General features: G+C 74.2%; 17 protein-coding genes. 12 read left to right on the top strand and 5 right to left on the bottom strand.

Features of this window, described 5'->3' with window-relative positions:
* Positions 1–60: 60 nt before the first annotated feature.
* From BLU82_RS13330 to BLU82_RS13315, 4 genes are all read left to right on the top strand, one after another.
* On the top strand, positions 61–2,646 hold the full coding sequence (locus tag BLU82_RS13330; protein ID WP_157740890.1) for a LuxR C-terminal-related transcriptional regulator: 2,586 nt from the start codon (positions 61–63) through the stop codon (positions 2,644–2,646).
* Between the two features lie 104 nt (positions 2,647–2,750).
* Entirely contained in the window at positions 2,751–3,164 is a 414-nt protein-coding gene (locus BLU82_RS13325) for a DUF6325 family protein (RefSeq protein ID WP_157740888.1), read from the top strand.
* A gap of 83 nt (positions 3,165–3,247) precedes the next feature.
* Positions 3,248–3,517, top strand: a complete 270-nt coding sequence (locus tag BLU82_RS13320; RefSeq protein WP_157740886.1) for a hypothetical protein — start codon at positions 3,248–3,250, stop codon at positions 3,515–3,517.
* A 339-nt stretch (positions 3,518–3,856) separates the two neighbouring features.
* The gene (locus BLU82_RS13315; protein ID WP_157740884.1) at positions 3,857–5,467 is read left to right on the top strand and encodes a hypothetical protein; all 1,611 of its coding nucleotides are present in this window, start codon (positions 3,857–3,859) and stop codon (positions 5,465–5,467) included.
* On the opposite strand, the gene BLU82_RS13310 is transcribed toward BLU82_RS13315, so the two are convergent.
* Positions 5,425–7,008 carry a SulP family inorganic anion transporter gene (locus BLU82_RS13310; RefSeq protein ID WP_172885595.1) on the bottom strand — a complete coding sequence of 528 codons (1,584 nt, stop codon included), beginning with the start codon at positions 7,006–7,008 and terminating at the stop codon, positions 5,425–5,427. The genes BLU82_RS13315 and BLU82_RS13310 overlap by 43 nt on opposite strands.
* Positions 7,005–7,682, bottom strand: a complete 678-nt coding sequence (locus BLU82_RS13305; RefSeq protein WP_092620934.1) for a GAP family protein — start codon at positions 7,680–7,682, stop codon at positions 7,005–7,007. The genes BLU82_RS13310 and BLU82_RS13305 overlap by 4 nt, the downstream gene beginning before the upstream one ends.
* Before the next feature lie 986 nt (positions 7,683–8,668).
* Between BLU82_RS13305 and BLU82_RS13300 the strand changes: the two genes are divergently transcribed.
* The 6 genes from BLU82_RS13300 to BLU82_RS13275 all read left to right on the top strand — a co-directional run bounded on the left by BLU82_RS13300 (position 8,669) and on the right by BLU82_RS13275 (position 15,926).
* Entirely contained in the window at positions 8,669–10,393 is a 1,725-nt protein-coding gene (locus tag BLU82_RS13300) for a SulP family inorganic anion transporter (protein WP_172885594.1), read from the top strand.
* 34 nt (positions 10,394–10,427) lie between these two features.
* A complete protein-coding gene (locus tag BLU82_RS13295) occupies positions 10,428–12,749 on the top strand; it encodes an arylsulfatase (protein ID WP_092625787.1) in 2,322 nt (773 codons plus the stop codon).
* Between the two features lie 29 nt (positions 12,750–12,778).
* On the top strand, positions 12,779–13,270 hold the full coding sequence (locus tag BLU82_RS13290; protein WP_092620928.1) for a DUF1269 domain-containing protein: 492 nt from the start codon (positions 12,779–12,781) through the stop codon (positions 13,268–13,270).
* Positions 13,254–14,177 (top strand): formylglycine-generating enzyme family protein, encoded by a 924-nt coding sequence (locus BLU82_RS13285; RefSeq protein ID WP_092620925.1) that lies wholly within the window; start codon positions 13,254–13,256, stop codon positions 14,175–14,177. Before BLU82_RS13290 ends, BLU82_RS13285 begins: the two co-directional genes overlap by 17 nt.
* Positions 14,178–14,253: 76 nt before the next feature.
* Positions 14,254–14,835, top strand: a complete 582-nt coding sequence (locus BLU82_RS13280) for an RNA polymerase sigma factor (RefSeq protein ID WP_197682923.1) — start codon at positions 14,254–14,256, stop codon at positions 14,833–14,835.
* Positions 14,832–15,926: a hypothetical protein gene (locus tag BLU82_RS13275; protein ID WP_092620922.1), complete on the top strand. Its 1,095-nt coding sequence runs from the start codon at positions 14,832–14,834 to the stop codon at positions 15,924–15,926. The genes BLU82_RS13280 and BLU82_RS13275 overlap by 4 nt, the downstream gene beginning before the upstream one ends.
* A gap of 3 nt (positions 15,927–15,929) precedes the next feature.
* On the opposite strand, the gene BLU82_RS13270 is transcribed toward BLU82_RS13275, so the two are convergent.
* Positions 15,930–16,355: a hypothetical protein gene (locus BLU82_RS13270; protein WP_197682922.1), complete on the bottom strand. Its 426-nt coding sequence runs from the start codon at positions 16,353–16,355 to the stop codon at positions 15,930–15,932.
* A gap of 118 nt (positions 16,356–16,473) precedes the next feature.
* Here BLU82_RS13270 and BLU82_RS13265 point away from each other — a divergent pair, with 118 nt between their 5' ends.
* Positions 16,474–16,809: a hypothetical protein gene (locus BLU82_RS13265; RefSeq protein ID WP_092620919.1), complete on the top strand. Its 336-nt coding sequence runs from the start codon at positions 16,474–16,476 to the stop codon at positions 16,807–16,809.
* Positions 16,810–16,822: 13 nt separating this feature from the next.
* Here the strand turns inward: BLU82_RS13265 and BLU82_RS13260 are convergent, their stop codons facing one another.
* The gene (locus tag BLU82_RS13260) at positions 16,823–17,119 is read right to left on the bottom strand and encodes a DUF1905 domain-containing protein (protein WP_231947788.1); all 297 of its coding nucleotides are present in this window, start codon (positions 17,117–17,119) and stop codon (positions 16,823–16,825) included.
* Between the two features lie 270 nt (positions 17,120–17,389).
* Here BLU82_RS13260 and BLU82_RS13255 point away from each other — a divergent pair, with 270 nt between their 5' ends.
* Complete coding sequence (locus tag BLU82_RS13255; RefSeq protein WP_197682921.1) at positions 17,390–19,111, top strand: GAF domain-containing sensor histidine kinase; 1,722 nt, start codon at positions 17,390–17,392, stop codon at positions 19,109–19,111.
* On the opposite strand, the gene BLU82_RS13250 is transcribed toward BLU82_RS13255, so the two are convergent.
* Positions 19,090–21,477 (bottom strand): HAD-IC family P-type ATPase, encoded by a 2,388-nt coding sequence (locus BLU82_RS13250; RefSeq protein ID WP_092620916.1) that lies wholly within the window; start codon positions 21,475–21,477, stop codon positions 19,090–19,092. The two genes, BLU82_RS13255 and BLU82_RS13250, sit on opposite strands and share 22 nt — an antisense overlap.
* Positions 21,478–21,497 lie beyond the last annotated feature (20 nt).

Genomic DNA, 21,497 nt, shown 5'->3' with positions numbered 1-21,497 from the left:
GCGGGGCGTGCGAGGATCCTGGAACAGAAGCTGAGGGCTCCTCGGATGCCGGCCAGCGTGGTGTCCCGTACCCGACTGCTTCGCGGCCTGGGGGTTGCGGAGGCGGAGGGACGCGTCCTCGCGCTGGTCTCCGCACCGGCCGGTGCGGGCAAGACCATGCTGCTGGCCCAATGGTGGCAGCGGCAGCGCTCGGCCGGCGTCCCGGTCGCCTGGCTGGCCCTCGACGAGCACGACGACGACCCCTACGTGCTGTGGTCCGGGCTGCTGCGCGCCTGCGGACGGGCCGTCCGCGGCGTCGACGCCGCTGCCGAGGTCCGGCTGGCGGCGCTGACTCCGCCCGGCGACGCCGGCAACCGGGGCTTCCTGACGGCGTTCGCCGAGGCCGTCGACGCGCTGCGGCAGCCGCTGTGGGTGCTGCTGGACGACGTCCACGTCATCGCGTCGCCGCGCGGGCTGGCCTGCCTCGCCGGGCTGATCCGCTACCGTCCAGCCGGGCTGCGGCTGATGCTGGGCAGCCGGTTCGACCCGCCGCTGCCGGTGGCCCGCATGGTCCTGGACGGCCAGGCGACGGAGGTGCGCGCCGCCGACCTCGCGTTCGACCGCGACGAGGCCGGACTGCTGCTGCGCCGCCGGCACCTCGAGCTGGACGAGCCCGACCTCGCGCTGCTGCTGGAGCGGACCGAGGGCTGGGCGGCCGGGCTCAGCCTGGCCGCGCTGTCGCTGGCGTCGCAGGACGACGTCACCAAGTACATCGCCGGGTTCGCCGGCGACGAGCGCCCGCTGGCCGACTACCTCGTCGCGGAGGTGCTCGACGCGCTCTCCGACGAGACCGTCGACCTGCTGCTGGCTACGGCGGTGGCCGAGACGCTCACCGCCGACCTCGCCAGCCGGCTGTCCGGCCGGGCCGACGCCGGCGCCGTCCTGGCCCGGCTGGCCCGCGACAACGCGCTGGTGGCGCGCGTCGGCCGGGCGCCGACGACCTACCGGGTGCACGGCCTGCTGCGCAGCTTCCTGCTGGCCGAGGGCAACCGGCGCGACGTCGTGGCGCAGCGCCAGCACCACGTCGAGGCGTCGCGGTGGTTCCTCGACCACGGGCTGCCCGGACCGGCGATGGACCACGCCGCCGAGGGCGGCGACTGGCCGCGCGCCGCCGATCTCGTCGACCGGTACGGGCTGCGGCTGCTGCTGTCCGGCGAGGCCGCCCGGGTGTCGGCGACGGTGCGGCAGCTGCCCGACGACCTCGTCACCGAACCGGCGACGGCGCTGATCGCGGCGCTGGCGGCGCTGCACGACGGCGCGCTCCCGGTGGCCCGCCGCCACATCGACCTCGTCGGGCGCGACCCGTCCCAGCACCGGTCGGCGCGGCTGCGGCTGCTGCACACCACCGCGCTCATGTACGAGGCGCGGCTGCGCGGCGACCGCGGCCCGGAACTGGCCCAGCTGCTCGGGCAGAGCGAGGAGCAGGTGCCCGGCGAACCGGATCTGCTGCTGCTCGCCGCGGTCAACCGGGGAGTCCTCCGGATCTGGTGCCGCGAGTACGACGCGGCCGAGGAAGACCTGCGCGAGGCGCTGCGCATGGCCCGCCGCGACGGCCGCGACGCGCTGGCACTGGAGTGCCTCTCCTACCTCGCGGTCGGCGCCGCCGCGCGGGGCGACGCCGAGACCACCACCCGGCGGACCACCGAGGCGATCGACTTCGCCGGGCGGCGCGGCTGGTCGGCCACCGGGCGCATGACGCCGGTCTACCTGCTCGCCGCCGGGGTGGCGTTCCAGCGGCTGGACCACGACGAGACCCGTCGCTACCTGTCCCTCGCCGGCGCCATCGACGCCGACGTCGAGCCCGAGATCGAGCTGTCCGCCCGGCTGCTGCGGGCCTGCCTGGCCGCGGCCGAGACGCCGAACCGGCACGAGGCGGTCCGGCTGCTGCGCCGCGCCTGGCCGTACGACGACACCGCGCTGCCACCGGTGGGCGCCGGCTACTTCTGCCTCACCGAGCTGCAGCTGGCGCTGGCGGCGGGGGACCGGGCGGCGGTCGCCGAGGTGCTGACGCGGGCCGAGCGGCTGCTCGACGACACCGGCGACCTGCTGGTGCTGCGGGCGCTGGCGCATGCGCAGGACGGGCGCAAGGCGGCGGCCCGGGCGGCGTTGCAGCCCGTTCTGGCCGGGACGGTGCCGTGTCACCTCGTCAGCAACGAGATCACCGGCTGGCTGCTGTCGGCGCACTTCGCCGCCGAGCTGGACGAGCCGGCCCGCGCGCACGACGCGCTGCTGCACGCTCTGGACCTCGCCGAACCGCGGCGGATGTTCCGGGAGTTCGTCGCGGCGTCCGGGAAGGTCCGGGCGCTGCTCATCCACGGAGAGGGGAGGTTCGGCCGGTACGAGGAGTTCGTCCGCACCGCCGTCGGCCTGTTCGGCGACGACGACGGCGACACCCAGCGGGCGACGGTGTCCGGCGAGGCGCTGACGGCGCGCGAGCTGGAGCTGCTGCGCGACCTGCCGTCGCTGCTGTCGCTGGAGGAGATCGCCGGGGCGCACGTGCTGAGCGTCAACACCGTCAAGACCCATCTCAAGGCGATCTACCGCAAGTTCGACGTCGGCAGCCGCCGTCAGGCCGTCGACCGAGCGAGGGAGTTGGGGCTGTTGTAGGGGCCTCACCCCGGGCGGGTGAGGTGGAAACGATCACGGCTGGGCAGGGTATGGGTGGGCGGGGGAACGGGGTGGAGTATGGCCACGCGCAGACGAGGGCTGCGATGAGGTTCAGGCCGGTTGAAGTATTGATCCTGACCTTCCCCGGCGAGCGGGTCGACCCGCTCGCCGTCGAGGCGCTGCGCGGCGTCGTCGACATGGGGGACGTCACGCTCTTGGACATCGTATTCGCGGCGCGCGAGGCGAACGGCGACCTCCGGGTCGTCGAGTTCGCCGAGGGCGCCGACGCGTTCGGCTTCGGCGGGGTGGAGATCGCCGAGGGCGAACTGGTGAACGACGAGGACATCGCCGTCGTCGCCGACGCGCTGCCGCCGGGACATTCGGCGGTGCTCATCGCCTACGAGAACACTTGGGTGCGCCGCGTCTCCGAAGCCGTCCGCGATTCCGGCGGCCAGGTCGCGCTGCACGTCTTGATTCCGTCGGAAGCGGCCGACGACGTGTTGAGGGGGAACTCATGACCGGACGATTCGACCGGCCCGGATTGCTGGGTGCTGTGACCAGCGCCGCGGTCCTGGACGGGACTCCGCAAGTGATTCGGAACGTGGTGACGCACGCCACCGCCCGGCGGCCGGCGCCGGGTGCCGGGGGAGATAGCGAGGCGCTGCCGGGCCGGCCGGCTGGGTCGGCCGGGGCGGCCGGGTTCGCCGGGTCGGCTGGGCTGGCGGAGCCGGCGGCATCGGAGCCGGCGACGGTGGCGGAGCCGGAACCGGCTGCGGCGAGCGCGCTGGTGGTGCCCGCCCAGCGCGGCCCGCGGAGCCGGACCGCCCGGACCGGCCGTCGGCTGGTCGCGGCCCGGGGCGGCGCGGACTGACGGGCGCCCGCCATGTCCGACCAGCCGCGGACCCCGCCCACCGGCGATCCCGACGACGACCAGCGCACCGGCCCACCGACGTCTGAGGGCACGGGGGCCGGTGGCGACACCGCCGCGACCCCAGGCCAACCGGCGTCGAGCAGCACGGGGGCCGGCGGCTCGGGCGCGGGCGCCCGGGACTCGTCCGACGACAGCGCGACCACCGGCGCAGCGGCGTCCGAAAGCGGGGCGGCTGGCGACGGCGCCCAGGCGGCCGGTGACCGTCCGGCGGCCGATGCCCTCGGCACCAGGGACACGGGCGGCAGGGACACGGGCGGCAGGGACACGGGCGGCGGCGACATGGGCGGCGGCGACACGGGCAGCAGCGGCCAGGGCGCGGACCGTCCGACCGCCGATGACGGTGGCACCGATGCCTACACCGCCGAGGACGCCGTGACCCTCTCCTCGACCCCGTCCTCGGCCGCCGCGCGCCGGGCACGTCGGAGGCGGGCCGGTCGCACGCCGCAGGGCGAGGAGGCCGCGACCGCGGCGACCGGCGGAACACCCGCGGCGACACCGTCCGGCGCGGAGCCCTCCGGCACAGGGGAGGGCGGGCTCGGCGCCGAGGAGCGGGCGGAGCTCGAGCGGCTGCGCGCCGAGGTGGCACAGTTGCGCACGGCCACCGCAGGCGCGGGCACCGTGGCCGGCGGGGCGCCGGTGGGACCCGCCTTGCCGGCCCAGCCCGCCGGAGCGACCACGCCCGGCGGGCGGTGGCGCGCCTGGCTCGCACCCGTCCTGATCCTCATCGGCTGCGTGCTGGCGATCCCCGCGACCGCCGCCGTGTGGGTCGACTCCGTCGTCACCGACACCGACCGCTACGTCGAGACCGTCGGCCCGCTGGCGCGGGACCCGGACATCGAGCGGGCCGTCACCAACCGCGTCACCAACCGGCTCATGGAGGAGATCGACGTGCCGGGGGTGGTGCAGGAGGCGTCGGACCTGCTGGCGTCGCAGGGGGCCCGGCCGCGGCTGACGTCGACGCTGAACGATCTGGCCGGGCCGATCGACGGCGCCGTGCAGGGGTGGGTGCGCGACCAGGTCGGCACGGTCGTCGCCAGCGATCGGTTCGCCGACGCGTGGACGCAGGCCAACCGGGCCGCCCACCAGGCCCTGGTCACGGCGCTCACCGGGAACGAGAGCGGCGCCGTCCAGGTCGAGGGCAACACCGTCAGCATCCAGCTGGCGCCGGTCATCGAGGACGCGAAGCAGCGGCTGGTCGACGCGGGGTTCTCGCGGGCGTCGGCCATTCCGTCGACGGACATGACGCTGACGCTGTTCCAGTCCGACGAGGTCGAGAAGGCGCAGGCCGGGTTCCGGCTGATCGACCGCCTGGGCACGTGGCTGCCGGTCATCGCGCTCGCGTTCATCGCGGCCGGTGTGCTGGTGGCCCGCGGCCGGCGGCGCGCGCTGATCGGCGCCGGGATCGGGCTCGCGGCGGCGATGCTGGTGCTCGGCGCGGCGCTGACGATCGCCCGTCCGGTGTACCTGGGCGCGCTCCCGCCGGAGGTGGACGACGCCGCGGCGGGCGCGCTGTTCGACCAGGTGGTGTCGCTGCTGCGGACGACGCTGCGGATGGTGCTCGCGGCCGGGCTGGCCGTGGCGCTGGTCGCGTGGCTGACGGGACCGTCGCCGCAGGCGGTCGCGGTGCGGCGGGGCGTGGCGCGGCTGGGCGACGTCGGCACCGGGTGGGGCTGGCGCGAGTCGGCGGCCGCCGTCTGGCTGCGCCGGCACAAGCGGCCGGTCCAGATCGCCGTCCTGTCTGTCGCGGTGCTGGTGTTCGTGTTCTGGAACTACCCGAACGCGGCCGTGGTGCTGGGGATCCTGCTGGTCGCGGGCGTGCTGCTGGCGGCGCTCGAGCTGGCGACGGGTCAGGCGGCGCCGTCCGGGCCCTCGGCGGCCAGACCCTCGTAGGCGTCGACGGCGGCCCGCACCGTCGGGTGCACCCGGCCGCCGTCGCGCCAGGCCGGCCAGGCCGCCGTCCGCCGCGCCTTCGCCAGCGCCGCATCGGGAACCCGGGCCACCCAGAGCTCGACCCCGTTCTTCGCCAGCTGCTGCTCGGCCGCCACGAACGCGTCCAGCACGGTGACCGACGTGTCCAGCGTCGCGCCGAGGTCCAGCAGCAACACCCGCGGCCGCGGGTCCTCCGCCGCCCGGCGCAGCAGCTCGGCCTGCACGGTGCGCACGTTCATCGTGTACAGCGCGCCCTCGATCCGGACCACCAGCAGCCCGGGCACCGGCTGCCGCTCGGTCAGCACCGGGTGGTTCAGCCGGCGCAGCACCAGGTAGTAGGTGCAGAACACGCCCGCGACGACACCCACCAGCAGGTTCGTCACCAGCGCGATCCCGCCCGTGATCAGCGCGACGACCAGTTCGGCGCGGTCGATGCGGCCGATCCGGCGCAACTCGCTGACGTCCAGCAGGCCGGTCACCGCGACCACGACGACAGCGGCCAGCGTTGCCTCCGGCAGGTCGCTGAGCACCGGCGCCAGGAACAGCGCCGTCGCCACCGCGACCACGGCCGTCACCAGCGAGCTGAGCTGGGTGCGCGCTCCCGCCTCGACGTTGACCATCGTCTGCGAGAACCCGCCGGCCGGCGGCGCCGTCGCGACGAACGACCCGGCGATCGCGGCCGTCCCGTTCGCCAGCAGCTCGCGGCCGGTGACGATCGGCGGGTCCTGCGGCTCCCGGGTGCTGCGGCCGACGGCGGTCGTCTCCATGAACGCCATCAGCGCGATGGCCAGCGCGTACGGCAGCATCGTCCACGCGTCGGCCAGCGGCGGGAGGGCCGGGACGGGTAGCCCGCTGGGCACCGGCGGGATCAGCTCGACGCCCCGGTCGGTCAGGCCGGCCCACGCCGTCGCCGCGATGCCGCCCGCGACGGCGAGCAGCGGGCCGGGCACCCGGGGCGCCCACCGGTGCACTGCCCACAGCCCGGCCAGCGTCAGCGTCGAGAGGACGACGGTGGCGCGGTTGGCGTCGCCGAGGTGGGTCACCGCGTGGCCGACGCCGCGCAGGAACCCGTCCGGCCCGGCGTCGATGCCGAGCAGGTGCGGCAGCTGGTCGACGATGATGGTCAGCCCGACGCCGATCTTCAGGCCGCTGACGACGGTGTCGGAGATCGAGTCGACCACCCAGCCGACCCGGAGCAGCCAGAACAGCAGCAGCGCCAGGCCGGTGAGGAGTGTCAGCGTGCTGACGGCGGCCATCGCCTCGTCCGGGTCGTCCGGCGTGCCCGCGGCGGCCAGCGCCAGCCCGGCCAGCGCCACGATCGTCGACGTCGTGCTCATGCTGAGCCGGCGGGCGCCGCCGAGCAGCGCGTACGCCGCCATCGGCACGATGCACGTGTACAGCCCGACCTGCACCGGCAGCCCGGCGACGCCCGCGTACCCCATGGCCTGCGGGATGACGACGGCGCCGGCCACGACGCCCGCGACGACGTCGGAGCGGTTCACCCGGACAGCCCGGCGATGCCGTCGCCGATCAGTTTCGCGCCGATCACCAGCAACACGACCGTCATGACGGCCGCGTTGTGCCGGGCCAGCCAGGTCTTGAGGTCGGCCAGCATCCGGTCCGCGCGCTCGCCGAGCGCGAACGCGAGCAGCACCGGCAGCCCCGGCCCGAGCGCCCCGATCAGCACGAACACCGCCAGCGCGACGGCCTGCTCGCCGGCGTCGATGCCGGTCTGCGCGATCGCCGCGGCGGCCGCGACCGTGAGCATGAGGTTCTTCGGGTTGACGGCGGACAGCAGCGCGCCCAGCCCCAGCGACTTGCCCGCGGACCACGAGTCCAGCGCCGTCATCCAGCCGGGCAGGTCCGGCTCGGCGTCGTCGCAGGGCCGCTGCGTCCAGGTGCGCACGGCCAGGAGCAGGACGAGGATGCCGAGGACCAGCTTCAGCCAGCCCACCCACGTCGCCGGCTCGCCGTCGTCGGCCGGTCCGGCGGCCGCCGCGACCAGCAGCACGACGGTGCCGGCGACCGCCAGTCCGAGCAGCCAGCCGACCAGGAACGCCGGCCCGGTCACCCGGCCGCGCTCACTGCCCAGCATCAGCACGACGGCGACGATCGGCAACGGGCTGAGCGCTACGCCCACGCCGAGCGGCAGGACCGCACCGATCGCCTCGCCCATGCCGCCTCCACCCGTTCGCGTCGCGTTCATGGTGGCGGCGGGCGGTGAGGTGGGGCGTCACCCGAACGGGGTGAAGGTCCGGCGCCCGGGAAGGAAGGAGAGGGGGAGACGGGGAGCGGCGCGGCGGTGGCGGGACGGGGCGGGACGGAGCGGGCGGCGTGGCGCGTGGTGGCGTGGAGCGGCGGGGGGGCGTGGAGCGTGGTGGCGTGGAGCGGCGGGGTGGCGTGGAGCGGGGTGGCGTGGAGCGGCGGGGTGGCGTGGCGCGTGGTGGCGTGGAGCGGCGGGGTGGCGTGGAGCGGGGTGGCGTGGAGCGGCGGGGTGGCGTGGAGCGGGGTGGCGCGGGGTGGCGCGGGGTGGCGTGGCGCGGGGCTGGCGATGCCGGGCGTGGGCGGCGGGCGTGGCGCCCCGGTCCAGCGCGCGGCCGTGGGTGGCAGCGCGGCGGGTGGTGACCCGTGGCGTGTAGCGGCGGCGGGGCGAGGCGCGGGTGATGCCGGGCGTGGGCGGCGGGCGCGGGTGATGCCGGGCGTGGGCGGCGGGCGTGGGCGGCGGGCGTGGCAGCCCGGTGCGGTGCGAGGCCGTGGGTGGCGGTGACGGTGGCGGCGCAGCGGGTAGTGACGCGTGGCGGGCGGTGGCGTGCAGCGGCGCGGGTGATGCCGGGCGTGGCAGCCCGGTGCGGTGCGAGGCCGTGGGTGGCGGGCGGTGGTGGCGCGGCGAGTTGCCTGCAAGCGGCGGCGGAGCGGCGCGGGTGATGCCGGGCGTGGGCGGCGGGAGTGGTGGCCAGGTCCGGTGCGAGGGCAGCCCTGGGTGCGGTGGCGTGACGGCGGCGTCGCGGCGGGTAGCGGCGGTGGGGCCGTGGTGTGGTGGCACGGCCAGTGGCCTGGGAGGGGCGGTGGGGCCGGGCGCAGCGAGCGGTGATGGCGGGCGCGGGCGGCGTCACCCGGACGGGGTGAGGACCCGGCCGCCGGTGCCGGCCGACGATGGGCGGCATGCCGGCGTGGTTGTTGGGGTCGCTGCGCGGCTACCGGCGATCGTGGCTGCGCCGCGACCTGGTGGCCGGGCTGACGGTGTGGGCGGTGCTGATCCCGGAGTCCCTGGCATACGCGTCGATCGCGGGCGTCTCGCCGGTGATCGGGCTGTACGCGGCGATCCCGGCGCTGCTGCTCTACCCGCTGCTGGGCAGCTCGCGGCACCTGGTGGTCGGGCCGATGTCGGCGACGGCCGCGTTGTCGGCGGGGGTGGTCGGCGGGATCGTGTCGAACGGATCCGGGGAGTTCCCCGCTTATACGGCCGGCCTGGCGATCGCGGTCGGCACGGTGGCGGTGCTGGCCGGGCTGCTGCGGCTGGGGTTCCTCGCCAACTTCGTCTCCGAGCCGGTGCTGAAGGGCTTCATCGTCGGCATGGCGCTGGTGATCATCGTGGGGCAGCTGCCGAAGCTGTTCGGCATCGAGGGCGGCGAGGGCAACTTCTTCCAGAAGCTGTGGGCCGTCGTCGCCGCGCTCGGTGAGACCAATGGCTGGTCGGCGCTGGTCGGGCTGGCCTGCCTCGCGCTGGTCCTGGTCCTGCGCCGGACGGCCCCGCTGGTGCCGGGGTCGCTGGCGGCGGTGGTGCTCGGGATCGTGCTGGCGGTCCTGCTCGACCTGGAGGACCGCGGCGTCTCCGTCGTCGGGCACATCGACGCGGGGCTGCCGGCGCCGAGCGTGCCCGATCTCGACGCGGCGTCGGACATCCCGTTGCTGCTGTCCGGCGCGGCCGGCGTCATGCTGGTCGGCTTCGCCGAGGGGCTCGGCGCGGCGAAGACCTACGCCCGCCGCGACGGCTACCGGATCGACGCGAACCGCGAGCTGGCCGGGCTGGGCGCGGCCAACCTCGGCTCCGGCCTCTTCAACGGCATGGTGGTCAACGGCAGCCTGTCGAAGACGGCGGTCAACGGCGGCGCGGGGGCGCGGTCACAGGTGTCCGGCTGGACGGTCGCCGCGCTGACCGTGCTGACGCTGCTGATCCTGACGCCGCTGTTCGCCGAGCTGCCGGAGCCGGCGCTGGCCGCCGTCGTCATCGCGGCGGTGATCGAGCTGGTCGACGTCGGCGGGCTGCGGCGGCTGTACGAGGTCAACACCGCGGCGCTGGCCTCGATCTACGGCCGCGCCGCCCGGGCCGACTTCATCTGCGCCGTCGGCGCCATGCTCGGCGTCCTGTTCTTCGACACCCTGCCCGGCCTGCTCATCGGCGTCGTCCTGTCGGTCGTGCTGCTGCTGGCGCGGACGGCGCACCCGCACGTCGCGGTGCTCGGCCGGGTCGCGGGCGGAACCGGACAGTGGGTCGACATCGCCCGGGATTCGGGGAGCTCCCCGGTTGACGGCGTCGTCGTGGTCCGGGTGGAGAGCCCGCTCTACTTCGCCAACGCCGACGCCGTCCAGGACCGGCTGCTGGAGCTGGCCGCCGCCGACGGCGTCCGCGCGCTGGTGCTCGACGCCGCCACCGTGCCGTCCGTCGACGTCACCGCGGCCGGGATGCTCCGCGACACCGAGACGGAGCTGGCCGCCCGCGGCGTCCGGCTGCTCGCCGTCGGCGACGTCGGCCAGGTGCGCGACGTGCTGCGGCGGGCCGGCGCCGCGCGGGTGGTCGACCGGCTGTATCCGACCGTCGACGCCGCGGTCGCGGCGACCTCACCCGGAGAAGGTGAGGTCACCGGCGACGGCGCCGCCCGACGATGAGGCGACCGACCCCGACACCGACGAGGGGGATCCCATGCCCAAGCGGTTCAACGGCGTCATCAACCTGGACATCCGTGACTCCGTGCCCGACTGGGAGCCGTTCGTAGCTCGCCGGGCGCCGGCGGACGCGCCGAACGTCCTGGTCATCCTCTACGACGACACCGGGCAGGCGGCGTGGTCGCCGTATGGCGGGCGGATCTCGATGCCGACGCTGGACCGCCTCGCCGCCGACGGCCTCACTTACAGCCAGTGGCACACGACGGCGCTGTGCGGACCGACCCGCTCGTGCCTGCTGACCGGCCGCAACCACCACCAGAACGCATTCGCCACCATTGCGGAGACGGCCACCGGGTTCCCCGGTAACCACACGCACATCCCGATGGAGAACGCGTTCGTCGCGCAGGTGCTCAGCGACGCCGGCTGGAACACGTTCTGGGTCGGCAAGAACCACAACGTCCCGGTGGACGAGTTCTCGATGGGCTCGTCGCGGCGCAACTGGCCGATCCGCCGCGGCTTCGACCGGTTCTACGGCTTCATCGGCGGCGAGACCAACCAGTGGTACCCGGATCTCGCCGAGGACAACCACTACACCGACCAGCCGTACCTTCCCGAGGACGGCTATCACTTGTCCAGGGACCTGACGGACAAGGCGATCTCGTTCGTCCGCGACAGCAAGCAGACCGAGCCGGACAAGCCCTGGTACCTGTTCTTCTGCCCGGGCGCCAACCACGCTCCGCACCACGCGCCGCAGGAGTGGATCGACAAGTACCGGGGCGCCTTCGACGACGGCTACGAGGCCTACCGCGAGTGGGTGCTGCCGCGGATGAAGGCGCGCGGGATCCTGCCCGAGAACACCGAGCTGAGCCCGATGAACCCGATGCCGGAGGGCACCACCAGCCCGGGCGACGCCGTCCGCCCGTGGGACTCGCTCAGCGCGGACGAGAAGCGGCTGTTCGCGCGGATGGCCGAGGTGTATGCCGGCTTCTCCGAGTACACCGATCACGAGGTCGGCCGGCTGATCGAGTACCTGGAGGAGTCCGGGCAGCTGGACAACACGCTGGTCTTCTACTGCGCCGACAACGGCGCGTCGGGGGAGGGCAGCCCGAACGGCTCGGTGAACGAGAACAAGTTCTTCAACGGCTGGCCCGACAGCGTCGAGGACAACCTGCCGATGATCGACCGGCTGGGCAGCCCGGACACCTACAACCACTATCCGACCGGCTGGGCGATGGCGTTCTCGACGCCGTACCGCATGTTCAAGCGGTACTCGTACCAGGGCGGCGTCTGCGACCCGCTGGTGATCTCGTGGCCGAAGGGCATCAAGGCGCGTGGCGAGGTGCGCGACCAGTACCACCACGCCATCGACATCGTGCCGACGATCCTCGACTGCTGCGGCGTCGAGATGCCCGGGACGGTGCTCGGCTACGAGCAGACCCCGCTGCCGGGGGAGTCGATGCGCTACAGCTTCGACGACGGCGAGGTGCCGACGAACCGGCGCACGCAGTACTACGAGATGCTCGGCACCCGGGGGATCTGGCACGACGGCTGGAAGGCCGTCGCGGTGCACGGCCCGGTGCCGGCCGGCATCGGGCACTTCGACCAGGACCGGTGGCAGCTGTTCCACACCGACGCCGACCGCGCCGAGGCGCACGACCTCGCCGCCGAGCAGCCGGAGCGGCTGCGCGAGCTGGTCGACCTGTGGTTCGAGGAGGCCGGCAAGTACGACGTGCTCCCGCTCAACGACCTCGGGGTGCTCGACTACCTCAAGTACGAGTTCCAGATGCCGGTGCCGCCCAGCGGGACGTACACGTACTACCCGGGCACGGCCGGGATCGCCGAGCACGCGGCCGCGAACGTCCACGGCGTGTCGTACAAGATCCTCGCCGAGGTGGAGCTGTCGCCGTCGGCGCAGGGCGTGATCATGGCGCAGGGCTCCCGGTTCGGCGGCCACTCCCTGTTCGTCCAGGACGGCCGGCTGCACTACGTCTACAACTTCCTCGGCCTCGCGCCCGAGCAGGAGCTGGTGTCCGGGCCGCTGTCCGGCGGCCGGCACGTCGTCGGCGTCGAGTTCGCCAAGGAGAAGACGGGGGAGCACGGCGAGTCGCACGGCACCGCGCGGCTCTACGTCGACGAGGCCCAGGTGGCGGAGGGCGCGCTGCGCACCCAGACCGGGCACTTCTCGCTCTGCGGCGAGGGCCTGTGCGTCGGCTACGACGGCGGCGACGCCGTGACCCGGCAGTACCCGCCGCGGTTCGCCTTCAGCGGCGGCCGCATCGTGAAGGTCGAGGTCAACGTGGCCGACGACCGTTACCTGGACCTCGAGCGGCAGCTGCAGGCCGCCTTGGCCCGCGACTAGATCCCGTACAGAGTGAGGAGAACCGCACCATGGCCACATTCACCGTCTGGAAGTTCGAGGACCCCAGCGCCGCCGACCGCGCGGTCACGCTGCTGGAGTCGTTGCAGAAGCAGGAGCTGATCCAGGTCCACGACGCCGCCACGGTGTCGTGGGAGCGGGACAAGAAGAAGCCGAAGACCCGGCAGCTGTCCAGCATGACCAGGATCGGCGCGCTCGGCGGCGCGTTCTGGGGGCTGCTGTTCGGCCTGCTGTTCTTCGTGCCGCTGCTGGGCGCCGCGGTCGGCGCGGCCGCGGGCGCGATCGGCGGGTCGCTGAGCGACGTCGGCATCGACGACGACTTCATCCGGCAGACCCGCGATAAGGTCACACCTGGGACGTCCGCACTGTTCGTCCTCACCAGCGGCGCCGTGCAGGACAAGGTCCTGCAGGCGTTCGAGGAGTCCGGCATGAAGCCGGAGCTGGTCCAGTCCAACCTGACGACGGAGCAGGAGGAGAAACTCCGCGATGCCTTCGCCGAGTGACCCGGCGCCGTGTTGCGCGGCCGGTCGCGAGACGCATCAACTGCTGGCGGTGCCGTCTGTGACGGCGCCGCCAGCGGCCGCGCGGCCCGCCGGCGGCGCCATGGCGACGCTGCCCGGCGGCACGTTCCTCATGGGCACCGACGCCGGCGACGGCTACCCGGCCGACGGCGAGGGCCCGGTGCGCGAGGTCACGGTGGCCCCGTTCCGGGTCGACGTCACCACGGTGACGAACGCGCAGTTCGCGGAGTTCGTCGAGGCCACCGGCTGGATCACGCTGGCCGAGCGGTTCGGCACGTCGTTCGTCTTCGCCGGCCTGCTGCCCGACGACCACCCGCCGACCCGCGGTGTGGCGGCGGCGCCGTGGTGGCGTGAGGTGTACGGCGCCGACTGGCGGCACCCGGAGGGCCCGGCGTCGAAGCTCGACGACCGCCTCGACCACCCCGTCGTGCACGTCACCTGGCGCGACGCCCGCGCCTACGCCCGCTGGGCGGGCAAGCGGCTGCCCACCGAAGAGCAGTGGGAGTACGCGGCCCGCGGCGGCCTCGTGCAGAACCGGTACCCATGGGGCCAGGAGCGCGAGCCCGGCGGCGAGCACCGCATGAACGTCTGGCAGGGCACCTTCCCGGCCAAGAACACCGCGGCCGACGGCTACGTCGGCACCGCGCCCGCCGACGCGTTCGCGCCCAACGGCTACGGCCTGCACAACATGACGGGCAACGTGTGGGAGTGGTGCGCGAACTGGTTCGACCAGAGCGACCCCGCCCGGGCCGGCGCCAAGGCGATGCGCGGCGGCTCCTACCTGTGCCACGAGAGCTACTGCTTCCGCTACCGCGTCGACGCGCGCAGCTCCAACACCCCCGACAGCTCGGCCGGGAACATCGGCTTCCGCTGCGTCGCGGACGTGTGAGCCGCGCCCCGGCTGGGACGCCGCGGGCCGCACCGGACATCCCTCTACGTCAACGTTCCGCGTAGAGAGGGAGACCGTGCCGGCCACCACCCGAGCGCCCGACCCGGCCGACTATCACCTGACCTCGCGCCGCCAGCGGTTCGAGGCCCTGTTCACCGCCCATTCCTCGACGGTGCTCGCGTACGCGCTGCGCCGGGTGGAGGTCGCCGCCGACGCGGCCGACGTCATCGCCGAGACGTTCGTGGTCGCCTGGCGGCGCATCGACGACGTCCCGGCCGGTGACGAAGCCAGGCTCTGGCTGTACGGCGTCGCCCGGCGGGTCCTCGCCAACCACCACCGCGGCGACCGCCGCCGCGACGCGCTGGCCGCACGGCTGCGCGACCACCTCGCCACCCAGGCCCGCACCGGCCGGCCGGGCGACGACCCGCAGGCCGAGCTCGTCCGGGCCGCGCTGCGACGGCTCGAGCCGGCCGACCGCGAGGTCATCGAGCTGACCAGCTGGGAGGGCCTGGCGCCGGCCGAGGCGGCCGCGGTGCTGGCGGTGCCGCCGTCGACGCTGCGCAGCCGGCTGCAACGGGCCCGCGGGCGGCTGCGCGCCGAGCTCGAGGCGCTCGGCTGGACCGCGCCGCACCCCCACGACGACCAGGAGGAATCGTGACCGACCCCATGACCGCGCTGGTCCGCCGGGCCGCGCAGCACAGCGACGAGGAGATCGTCACGCTGACCGGCAGCGCCGCCGAGGCGGACCTGATGACGCGGATCCTGGCCGTGCCGGAGCCGGTGCTCCCGGCCGGCCGCGCGCCCGCACGGACGCCGGCTCGCCGGCCCCGCCGGGTCCGCCGCCTGGCCACGCTGGGCGCCGTCGCCGCGGCCGCCGCCGTCGGCGTCACCGCCCTGGTCAGCACGCAGGGCGACGACCCGGTGGTGTGGGCGAGCGAGGCGATCGCGCTGGCCGACCAGACGCCGCGGCTGCTCATCGACGCGCCCGACTGGCGCGTCGGGAGCGCCGACGAGCTCGATCCCGGCGACGGGACCATGTGGTTCACCGACGGCGCCGGCGAGGTGCACCTGTCGTGGAGCACGTCGGCCGACGTGCCGGCCGCGATCGCCAGCCGCGAGGGCGCGGCCGACGCCGTCACCGAGGCGGTCGTCGCCGGCCACCGGGCGACCGTGTTCTCGTACGGCGACGGCGACCGGGCCGCCGTCTGGCAGCAGGACGACGCCTTCGTGGAGCTGATGACCTGGCGCTCGCCGATGGACGACGCCGAGTTCGCGGACCTGCTCGACGCGGTGACGCAGGTGGACGCCGGGACCTGGCTGTCCGCGCTGCCCGGCGACATCATCCGGTCCGAGGACATCGTCGCGACGGCCGACGCGATGCTCGGCGGGGCCGCGCTGCCGGACGGCCTGCGGGTCACCCCGTCCGGCGGCGTGACCACCCGGCACGCGCTGGCGTACACCGTCGAAGCCGAGGCCCGGTGCGCCTGGATCGGCGCGTGGATCCGCGCCACCGACGCCGGCGACGCGGCCGCGGCGGATGCCGCCACGACCGCGCTCGCCGGGGTGCCGGACTGGCCGGTCCAGTCCGAGATCCACGGCCACGACGACCCCGCCGCCTGGACCGGCCTGAGCAGCATCGTCGACGACGGCGTGCTGCCCGGCGGCCGCGATCTCGTCGTCTCCGGCGACACCGAGGTCGAGGGCTGGCAGGCCGAGTTCGGCTGCTACCGGCCGGTCCTGCTGCGCTGAGCGCTAACGGGAGCTGAGGACGCCGGACCTCGCGATCGCCCAGATCACGAAGATGTCGATCGCGATGATCAGCAGCGACCAGAACGGGTAGTACGGGATGAAGAAGAAGTTGGCGATCGCGCTCAGTCCGGCGAGCCCGATCGCCACCCCGCCGGCCACGGCACTGCCGGTGAACAGGAAGAACCCGGCCAGGGCGATGACGATGCCGAGGATCAGGTGTACCCAGCCCCACGCGGTGGTGTCGAGGTCGAACGTGTAATTGGGCAGGACGACGAAGAACTCGTCGTCGATGATCGCCGCCAGGCCCTCGAGCGCCTGGAAGACGCCGATGAGGACCATCATCGTGGCCGCGAAGATGACGCCGCCGGTCGCCCAGCCGGACGGCTCCGACCTGGGCGTCTCGGTCGGCGAGGTGCGGAAATCGGTCATGACTCCTCCTGCGAGCTGACGCGGGGAGGTCCCCGGTTGTCCACTTTTGCGGCGCGGCGGCGGCAGCGGCATCACCCACCGGGGGTGATCCCGCCGGACACTCCGTAGAGTGACCGATATGTCCGGTGACCAGCCCGCCGAGGAAGTCCCCGAGCCGTCCCGGACGCCGCCGCGCCGCCGCGGCGCCATCCCCGCCGCGCTCGCCTCGCTGGCCGAGGGGTTCGTGCGCGACTCCCTGATCATCGGGACGGCGACGCTGGCGCTGCTGGTCGCGGTGGGCGGGCTGCTGTCGGGCTCGGCCGGTCCGGCCGTCACCGGCGTCATCGGCGGTGTGGGCGGCGCCGTGCTCCTGGTGGCGACGGTCGCCCGGCACTGGCCGGTCGGACGGCAGTGGCTGGCCATCGTCGTGGTGCTCGCCGTGCAGGTCGGGCTGATCGCCGTCTGGACCGCCTGACGCCCGGGCGGTCCTAGTCGCGGACGGTCAGCTCGACGGTGACGGCGTCGCCGTCGTCGACGCCCTCGGCGGTACGGACCACCTTCTTCACCGGCAGCACGTAGCAGCCGCTGGTGGAGTCGGGGAAGATCGACGTGGACCAGGAGGAGCCGCCGAGCCGCACGCCGACCTTCACGGACCCGAAGCCGGGCCGGGGCGGGCGGGGTACGGCGCGGATCTCGGCCGAGACGTCAGGCGGCACGGTGACGAACACCCACGACATCTCGCCGCCGTACGCCCACAGGCCGGCGTCGAAGGTGAATTCCAGCACCGGGCCAGTCTGGCAGCCGGCACCGACAGCACCGGATGTTGACTCGGGGCCGGCAACCCCCGATACCGGCCCCGAGCCATCCCCCGCGGGTGCGGCTAATGTGATCCGCCCCACACCAGTGCACCGCACAGCGACGGCGAGCGCGACCGGGCGAAGGTCGGACTCCGATGGGACCAAGGTCCTCGCCACGCCGGGACCCTCGGCCTGGGCATCCTCGACATCGCCGCTGCTCGATGGGAAACTTGGCGCGGGCGGTAGGGGGTCGAGAGAGTGTACGAGTCCGAGCAACTGCTCCCGAAGGTGCCGCTCGATCGGCTGATGACCGAGGTGCAGGCGCGGCTCCAGGCGGTCGTCGCGGCGCGCGACGGTGTGCACTCGCTGCTCGAAGCGGTCGTGTCGATCGGACGCGAGCTGGACCTCGAGAGCGTCCTGCGGCGCATCGTCGAGGTCGCGACCGACCTCGTCGACTGCCGCTACGGCGCGCTCGGCGTCATCGGCGACGACGGCCAGCTGGCGCAGTTCATCCCGGTCGGCCTGTCCGAGGACGAGATCGCCCACATCGCGCACTGGCCGCACGGCCGCGGCCTGCTCGGCCTGCTGATCAAGGAGCCGCGCTCGCTGCGGCTGGACGAGATCTCCGGGCACCCGGAATCGTACGGGTTCCCGGAGGGGCACCCGCCGATGCACAGCTTCCTCGGCGTGCCCATCCGGGTCCGCGACGCCGTGTTCGGCAACCTGTACCTGACGGAGAAGAACGGCGGCCGCGACTTCGACGAGCAGGACGAGACCATCGTGACGGCGCTGGCCACGGCCGCGGGCATCGCCATCGAGAACGCCCGTCTCTACGACGCCAGCCGCCGCCGCGAGACCTGGCTCGACGCGTCCGCCGAGGTCACCCAGGCGCTGCTGTCGGGCAGCTCGGTCGACGACGCGCTGAGGCTGATCGCGTCGCACGCGCGGACGATGTCGTCGTCGCACACCGCGGCGGTCATCGCGCCCGACGACGACGCCGCCGGGCTGATGCGGGTGCTGACGGCCGACGGCGACGGCGCCGACGCGCTGAACGGGCTGCGGTTCTCCGCCGAGGGGACGCTGTCCGAGGCGGTGCTGCGTTCCGGCGAGCCGCGCGTCGTCGCCGAGATCCGCCGCGGCGTCGAGCCGGCCCCGCTGCTGGACCGATTGCCGGCCGGCCCCGCGGTGCTGGTGCCGCTGGGCGCCGAGCCGCAGGTCCGCGGCGTGCTGGTGCTGGCGCGGCAGCGCGGCGAGCACCCGTTCGCCGGACCGGCGGTGCGCATGCTGCAGGCCTTCGCCAGCCAGGCCGCCGTCGGGCTGGAACTGGCCGACGCGCGCAAGGACGCCGAACGGCACGGGCTGGTCGACGACCGCGAGCGCATCGCCCGCGACCTGCACGACGTCGTCGTCCAGCGGCTGTTCGCCAGCGCGATGAGCCTCACCGCGGCGGCCCGGCTGATCGACCGTCCCGATGTCGCTGCGCGGGTGGAGCGCACCGTCGACGACCTCGACGCCACGATCCGGCAGATCCGCTCGACCATCTTCGCCCTGCAGTCGTCCAAGGACGACGTCACCGACACCCTGCGCGGCCGGCTGGTCGCCGTCGTCCAGTCGGCGGGGGAGCAGCTCGGGTTCGCGCCCGGCCTGCAGCTGATCGGCGAGCTCGACAACGCCGTCTCCGACGAGATCGCCGAGCAGCTGGTGCCGGTGCTGCAGGAGTCGCTGTCGAACATCGTCCGCCACGCCAAGGCGAGCCGCGCCGGCGCCGTCGTCGAGCTGTCCGGCGGCCGCGTCCGGGTCACCGTCACCGACAACGGCGTCGGGCTGCCGGAGGTGCCGCACCGCAGCGGACTGGCCAACCTGGCCGAGCGGGCCGCCCGTCTGGGCGGGACGTTCACCGCCGGGCCCGCCCCCGACGGCGGCACCGTGGTGTGCTGGGACGTCCCGGCCGGCGGCGCTCAGCCGTCGGCGTCGGCCTGACCCCGCCGCCCGTTCCACGCCCACACCAGCTCGACCAGCACGACGCCGGCGGCCGCGCAGATCAGCCCGATGACGGTGTACCCGGTGTTGCTGGGGTCGAGCAGGAATAGGTCCTGGGTGAACGGCAGCACGAACATCAGCGCCGACGACGCCGCCATGACGACGACCAGCGCGATCTTCCACGGCGCGTACGGCCGGGCGACGATGGCCAGCACCCAGAGCGCGATGATCGTCAGCGTGATCAGCGCCGTGGTGGTCGACTGCGTGCGCTCGGCCTCGGTGGCGTCGGCGCCCTGGTAGGTGAGCAGGTACGCGACGAAACAGGCCACCCCGATGACGATGCCGGCCGGCACCGACGTGCGCATGACCCGGGCGACGAAGCCCGGCCGGGCCCGCTCGGCGTTCGGCGCCAGCGACAGCACGAACGCGGGCAGGCCGATGGTGAACCAGCCGGTGATGGTGACGTGGCGCGGGAAGAACGGGTACGGCAGCGGGTCGAACCCGACCAGCCCGGGCACGCCCACCATGAACGCCAGCAGCACGGAGTACACCGTCTTGGTGAGGAACAGCGTGGCGACCCGCTCGATGTTGCCGATGACGCGGCGGCCCTCGGCCACGACGTGCGGCAGCGTGGCGAACTTGTTGTCGAGCAGCACGATCTGCGCGACCGACCGGGTGGCCGGGCTGCCGGCGCCCATCGCGACGCCGATGTCGGCGTCCTTGAGCGCGAGCACGTCGTTGACGCCGTCGCCGGTCATCGCGACGGTGTGCCCGCGCGACTGCAGTGCACCGACCATGGCCCGCTTCTGGTCGGGGGAGACGCGGCCGAAGACGGCGTTGTCGTCGAGCACGTCGGCGAGCGCGTCGCGTTCTTCGGGCAGCGTGCGGGCGTCGACGGTGTGCGTGGCGCCGGGCAGCCCGAGCGACCCGGCGACGGCGCCCACGGAGGCCGCGTTGTCGCCGGAGATCACCTTGACGGTGACGTTCTGCTCGGCGAAGTAGGCCAGTGTGTCCTTGGCGTCGGGACGGACCTTCTGGTCCAGCACCAGCAGCGCCGCCGGGGTGACGGCGCCGGGCGCGCCGCCGTCGTCGACCGGCCGGTCGGAGCGACCGAGCAGCAGCACCCGTAGTCCCTGCGCGGCGGTCCGCTCGGCGTCGTCGCGGACGGCGTCGCCGGCCGGCAGCAGCACGTCGGGCGCGCCGAGCACCCAGTCGCCGTGGCCGTCGAAGCCGGCGCCGCTCCACTTGCGCGCCGACGAGAACGGCGCCACCCCGGTGACCCGCCAGCCGGGGTCGTCGGGGTGCGCCTCGGCGATGGCCTGCAGGCTGGCGTTGGGACGGGGGTCGGCGGCGGCCAGCGCGCCCAGCGCCGTGCGGGTGCCGCCGGGGTCGCCGTCGAGGTCGCGGATCTCGGCCAGCCGCATGGCGTTCTCCGTCAGCGTGCCGGTCTTGTCGGCGCACACGACGTCGACCCGGGCCAGCCCTTCGATCGCCGGCAGCTCGTTGACCAGGCACTGCCGCCGGCCCAGCCGGACCACGCCGACCGCGAACGCGATGGACAGCATGAGCACCAGGCCCTCGGGCACCATCGGCACCAGCGCCGCGACCATGCCGCGCAGCGCGTCGGGGAGGTCCTGGTCGCCGGAGAGCTGGTTGTAGATGGACAGCGCGCCGGCCGGGATCAGCAGGTAGGTGATGAACCGCAGGATGGTGTTGACGCCGTTGCGCAGGTCGGAGTTGACCAGCGTGAACCGGCTGGCCTCCTCGGACAGCCGGGCAGCGTACGCCTCGCGGCCCACCTTCGTGGCGCGGTAGGCGCCGTTGCCGGCCACCACGAAGCTGCCCGACATCACCGGATCGCCGGTGTGCTTGACGACCGGGTCGGACTCGCCGGTCAGCAGCGACTCGTCGACCTCGAGCGCGTCGGCCGCCACGACCTCGCCGTCGACGACGACCTGGTCGCCGGCGCCCATCTCGATGACGTCGTCGGCGACCACCTCGTTCGGGGCCAGCTCGACGGCGGCGCCGTCGCGGCGCACCCGCGGGCGGGCCTGCCCGACGATGGTCAGACGGTCGAGGGTGCGCTTGGCCCGCAGCTCCTGGATCATGCCCACGACGCTGTTCGCGACGATCATGCCGCCGAACAGGCCGTCGAGCAGCGAGCCGGTGCCGAGCACGATGAGGAACAGGACCAGGAGGATCGCGTTGATGCGGGTGAAGACGTTGCCGCGGATGATCTCCCAGGTGCCCCGGCTGGCCCGCGCGGGGACGTCGTTGGTGCGGCCGGCGGCGATGCGCGCCGCCACCTCCGCCGTCGAGAGCCCGCGCTCCACGTCGGCCGGCATGGTCGTCGGATCGGAGCTCATGCGACGACCCTAGCGGCGGC

Source organism: Jiangella sp. DSM 45060, assembly GCF_900105175.1.
Classification (GTDB): Bacteria; Actinomycetota; Actinomycetes; order Jiangellales; family Jiangellaceae; genus Jiangella.
The sequence above is the reverse complement of the archived record's forward strand: the minus strand, read 5'-3'. Positions and strand labels throughout refer to the sequence as shown.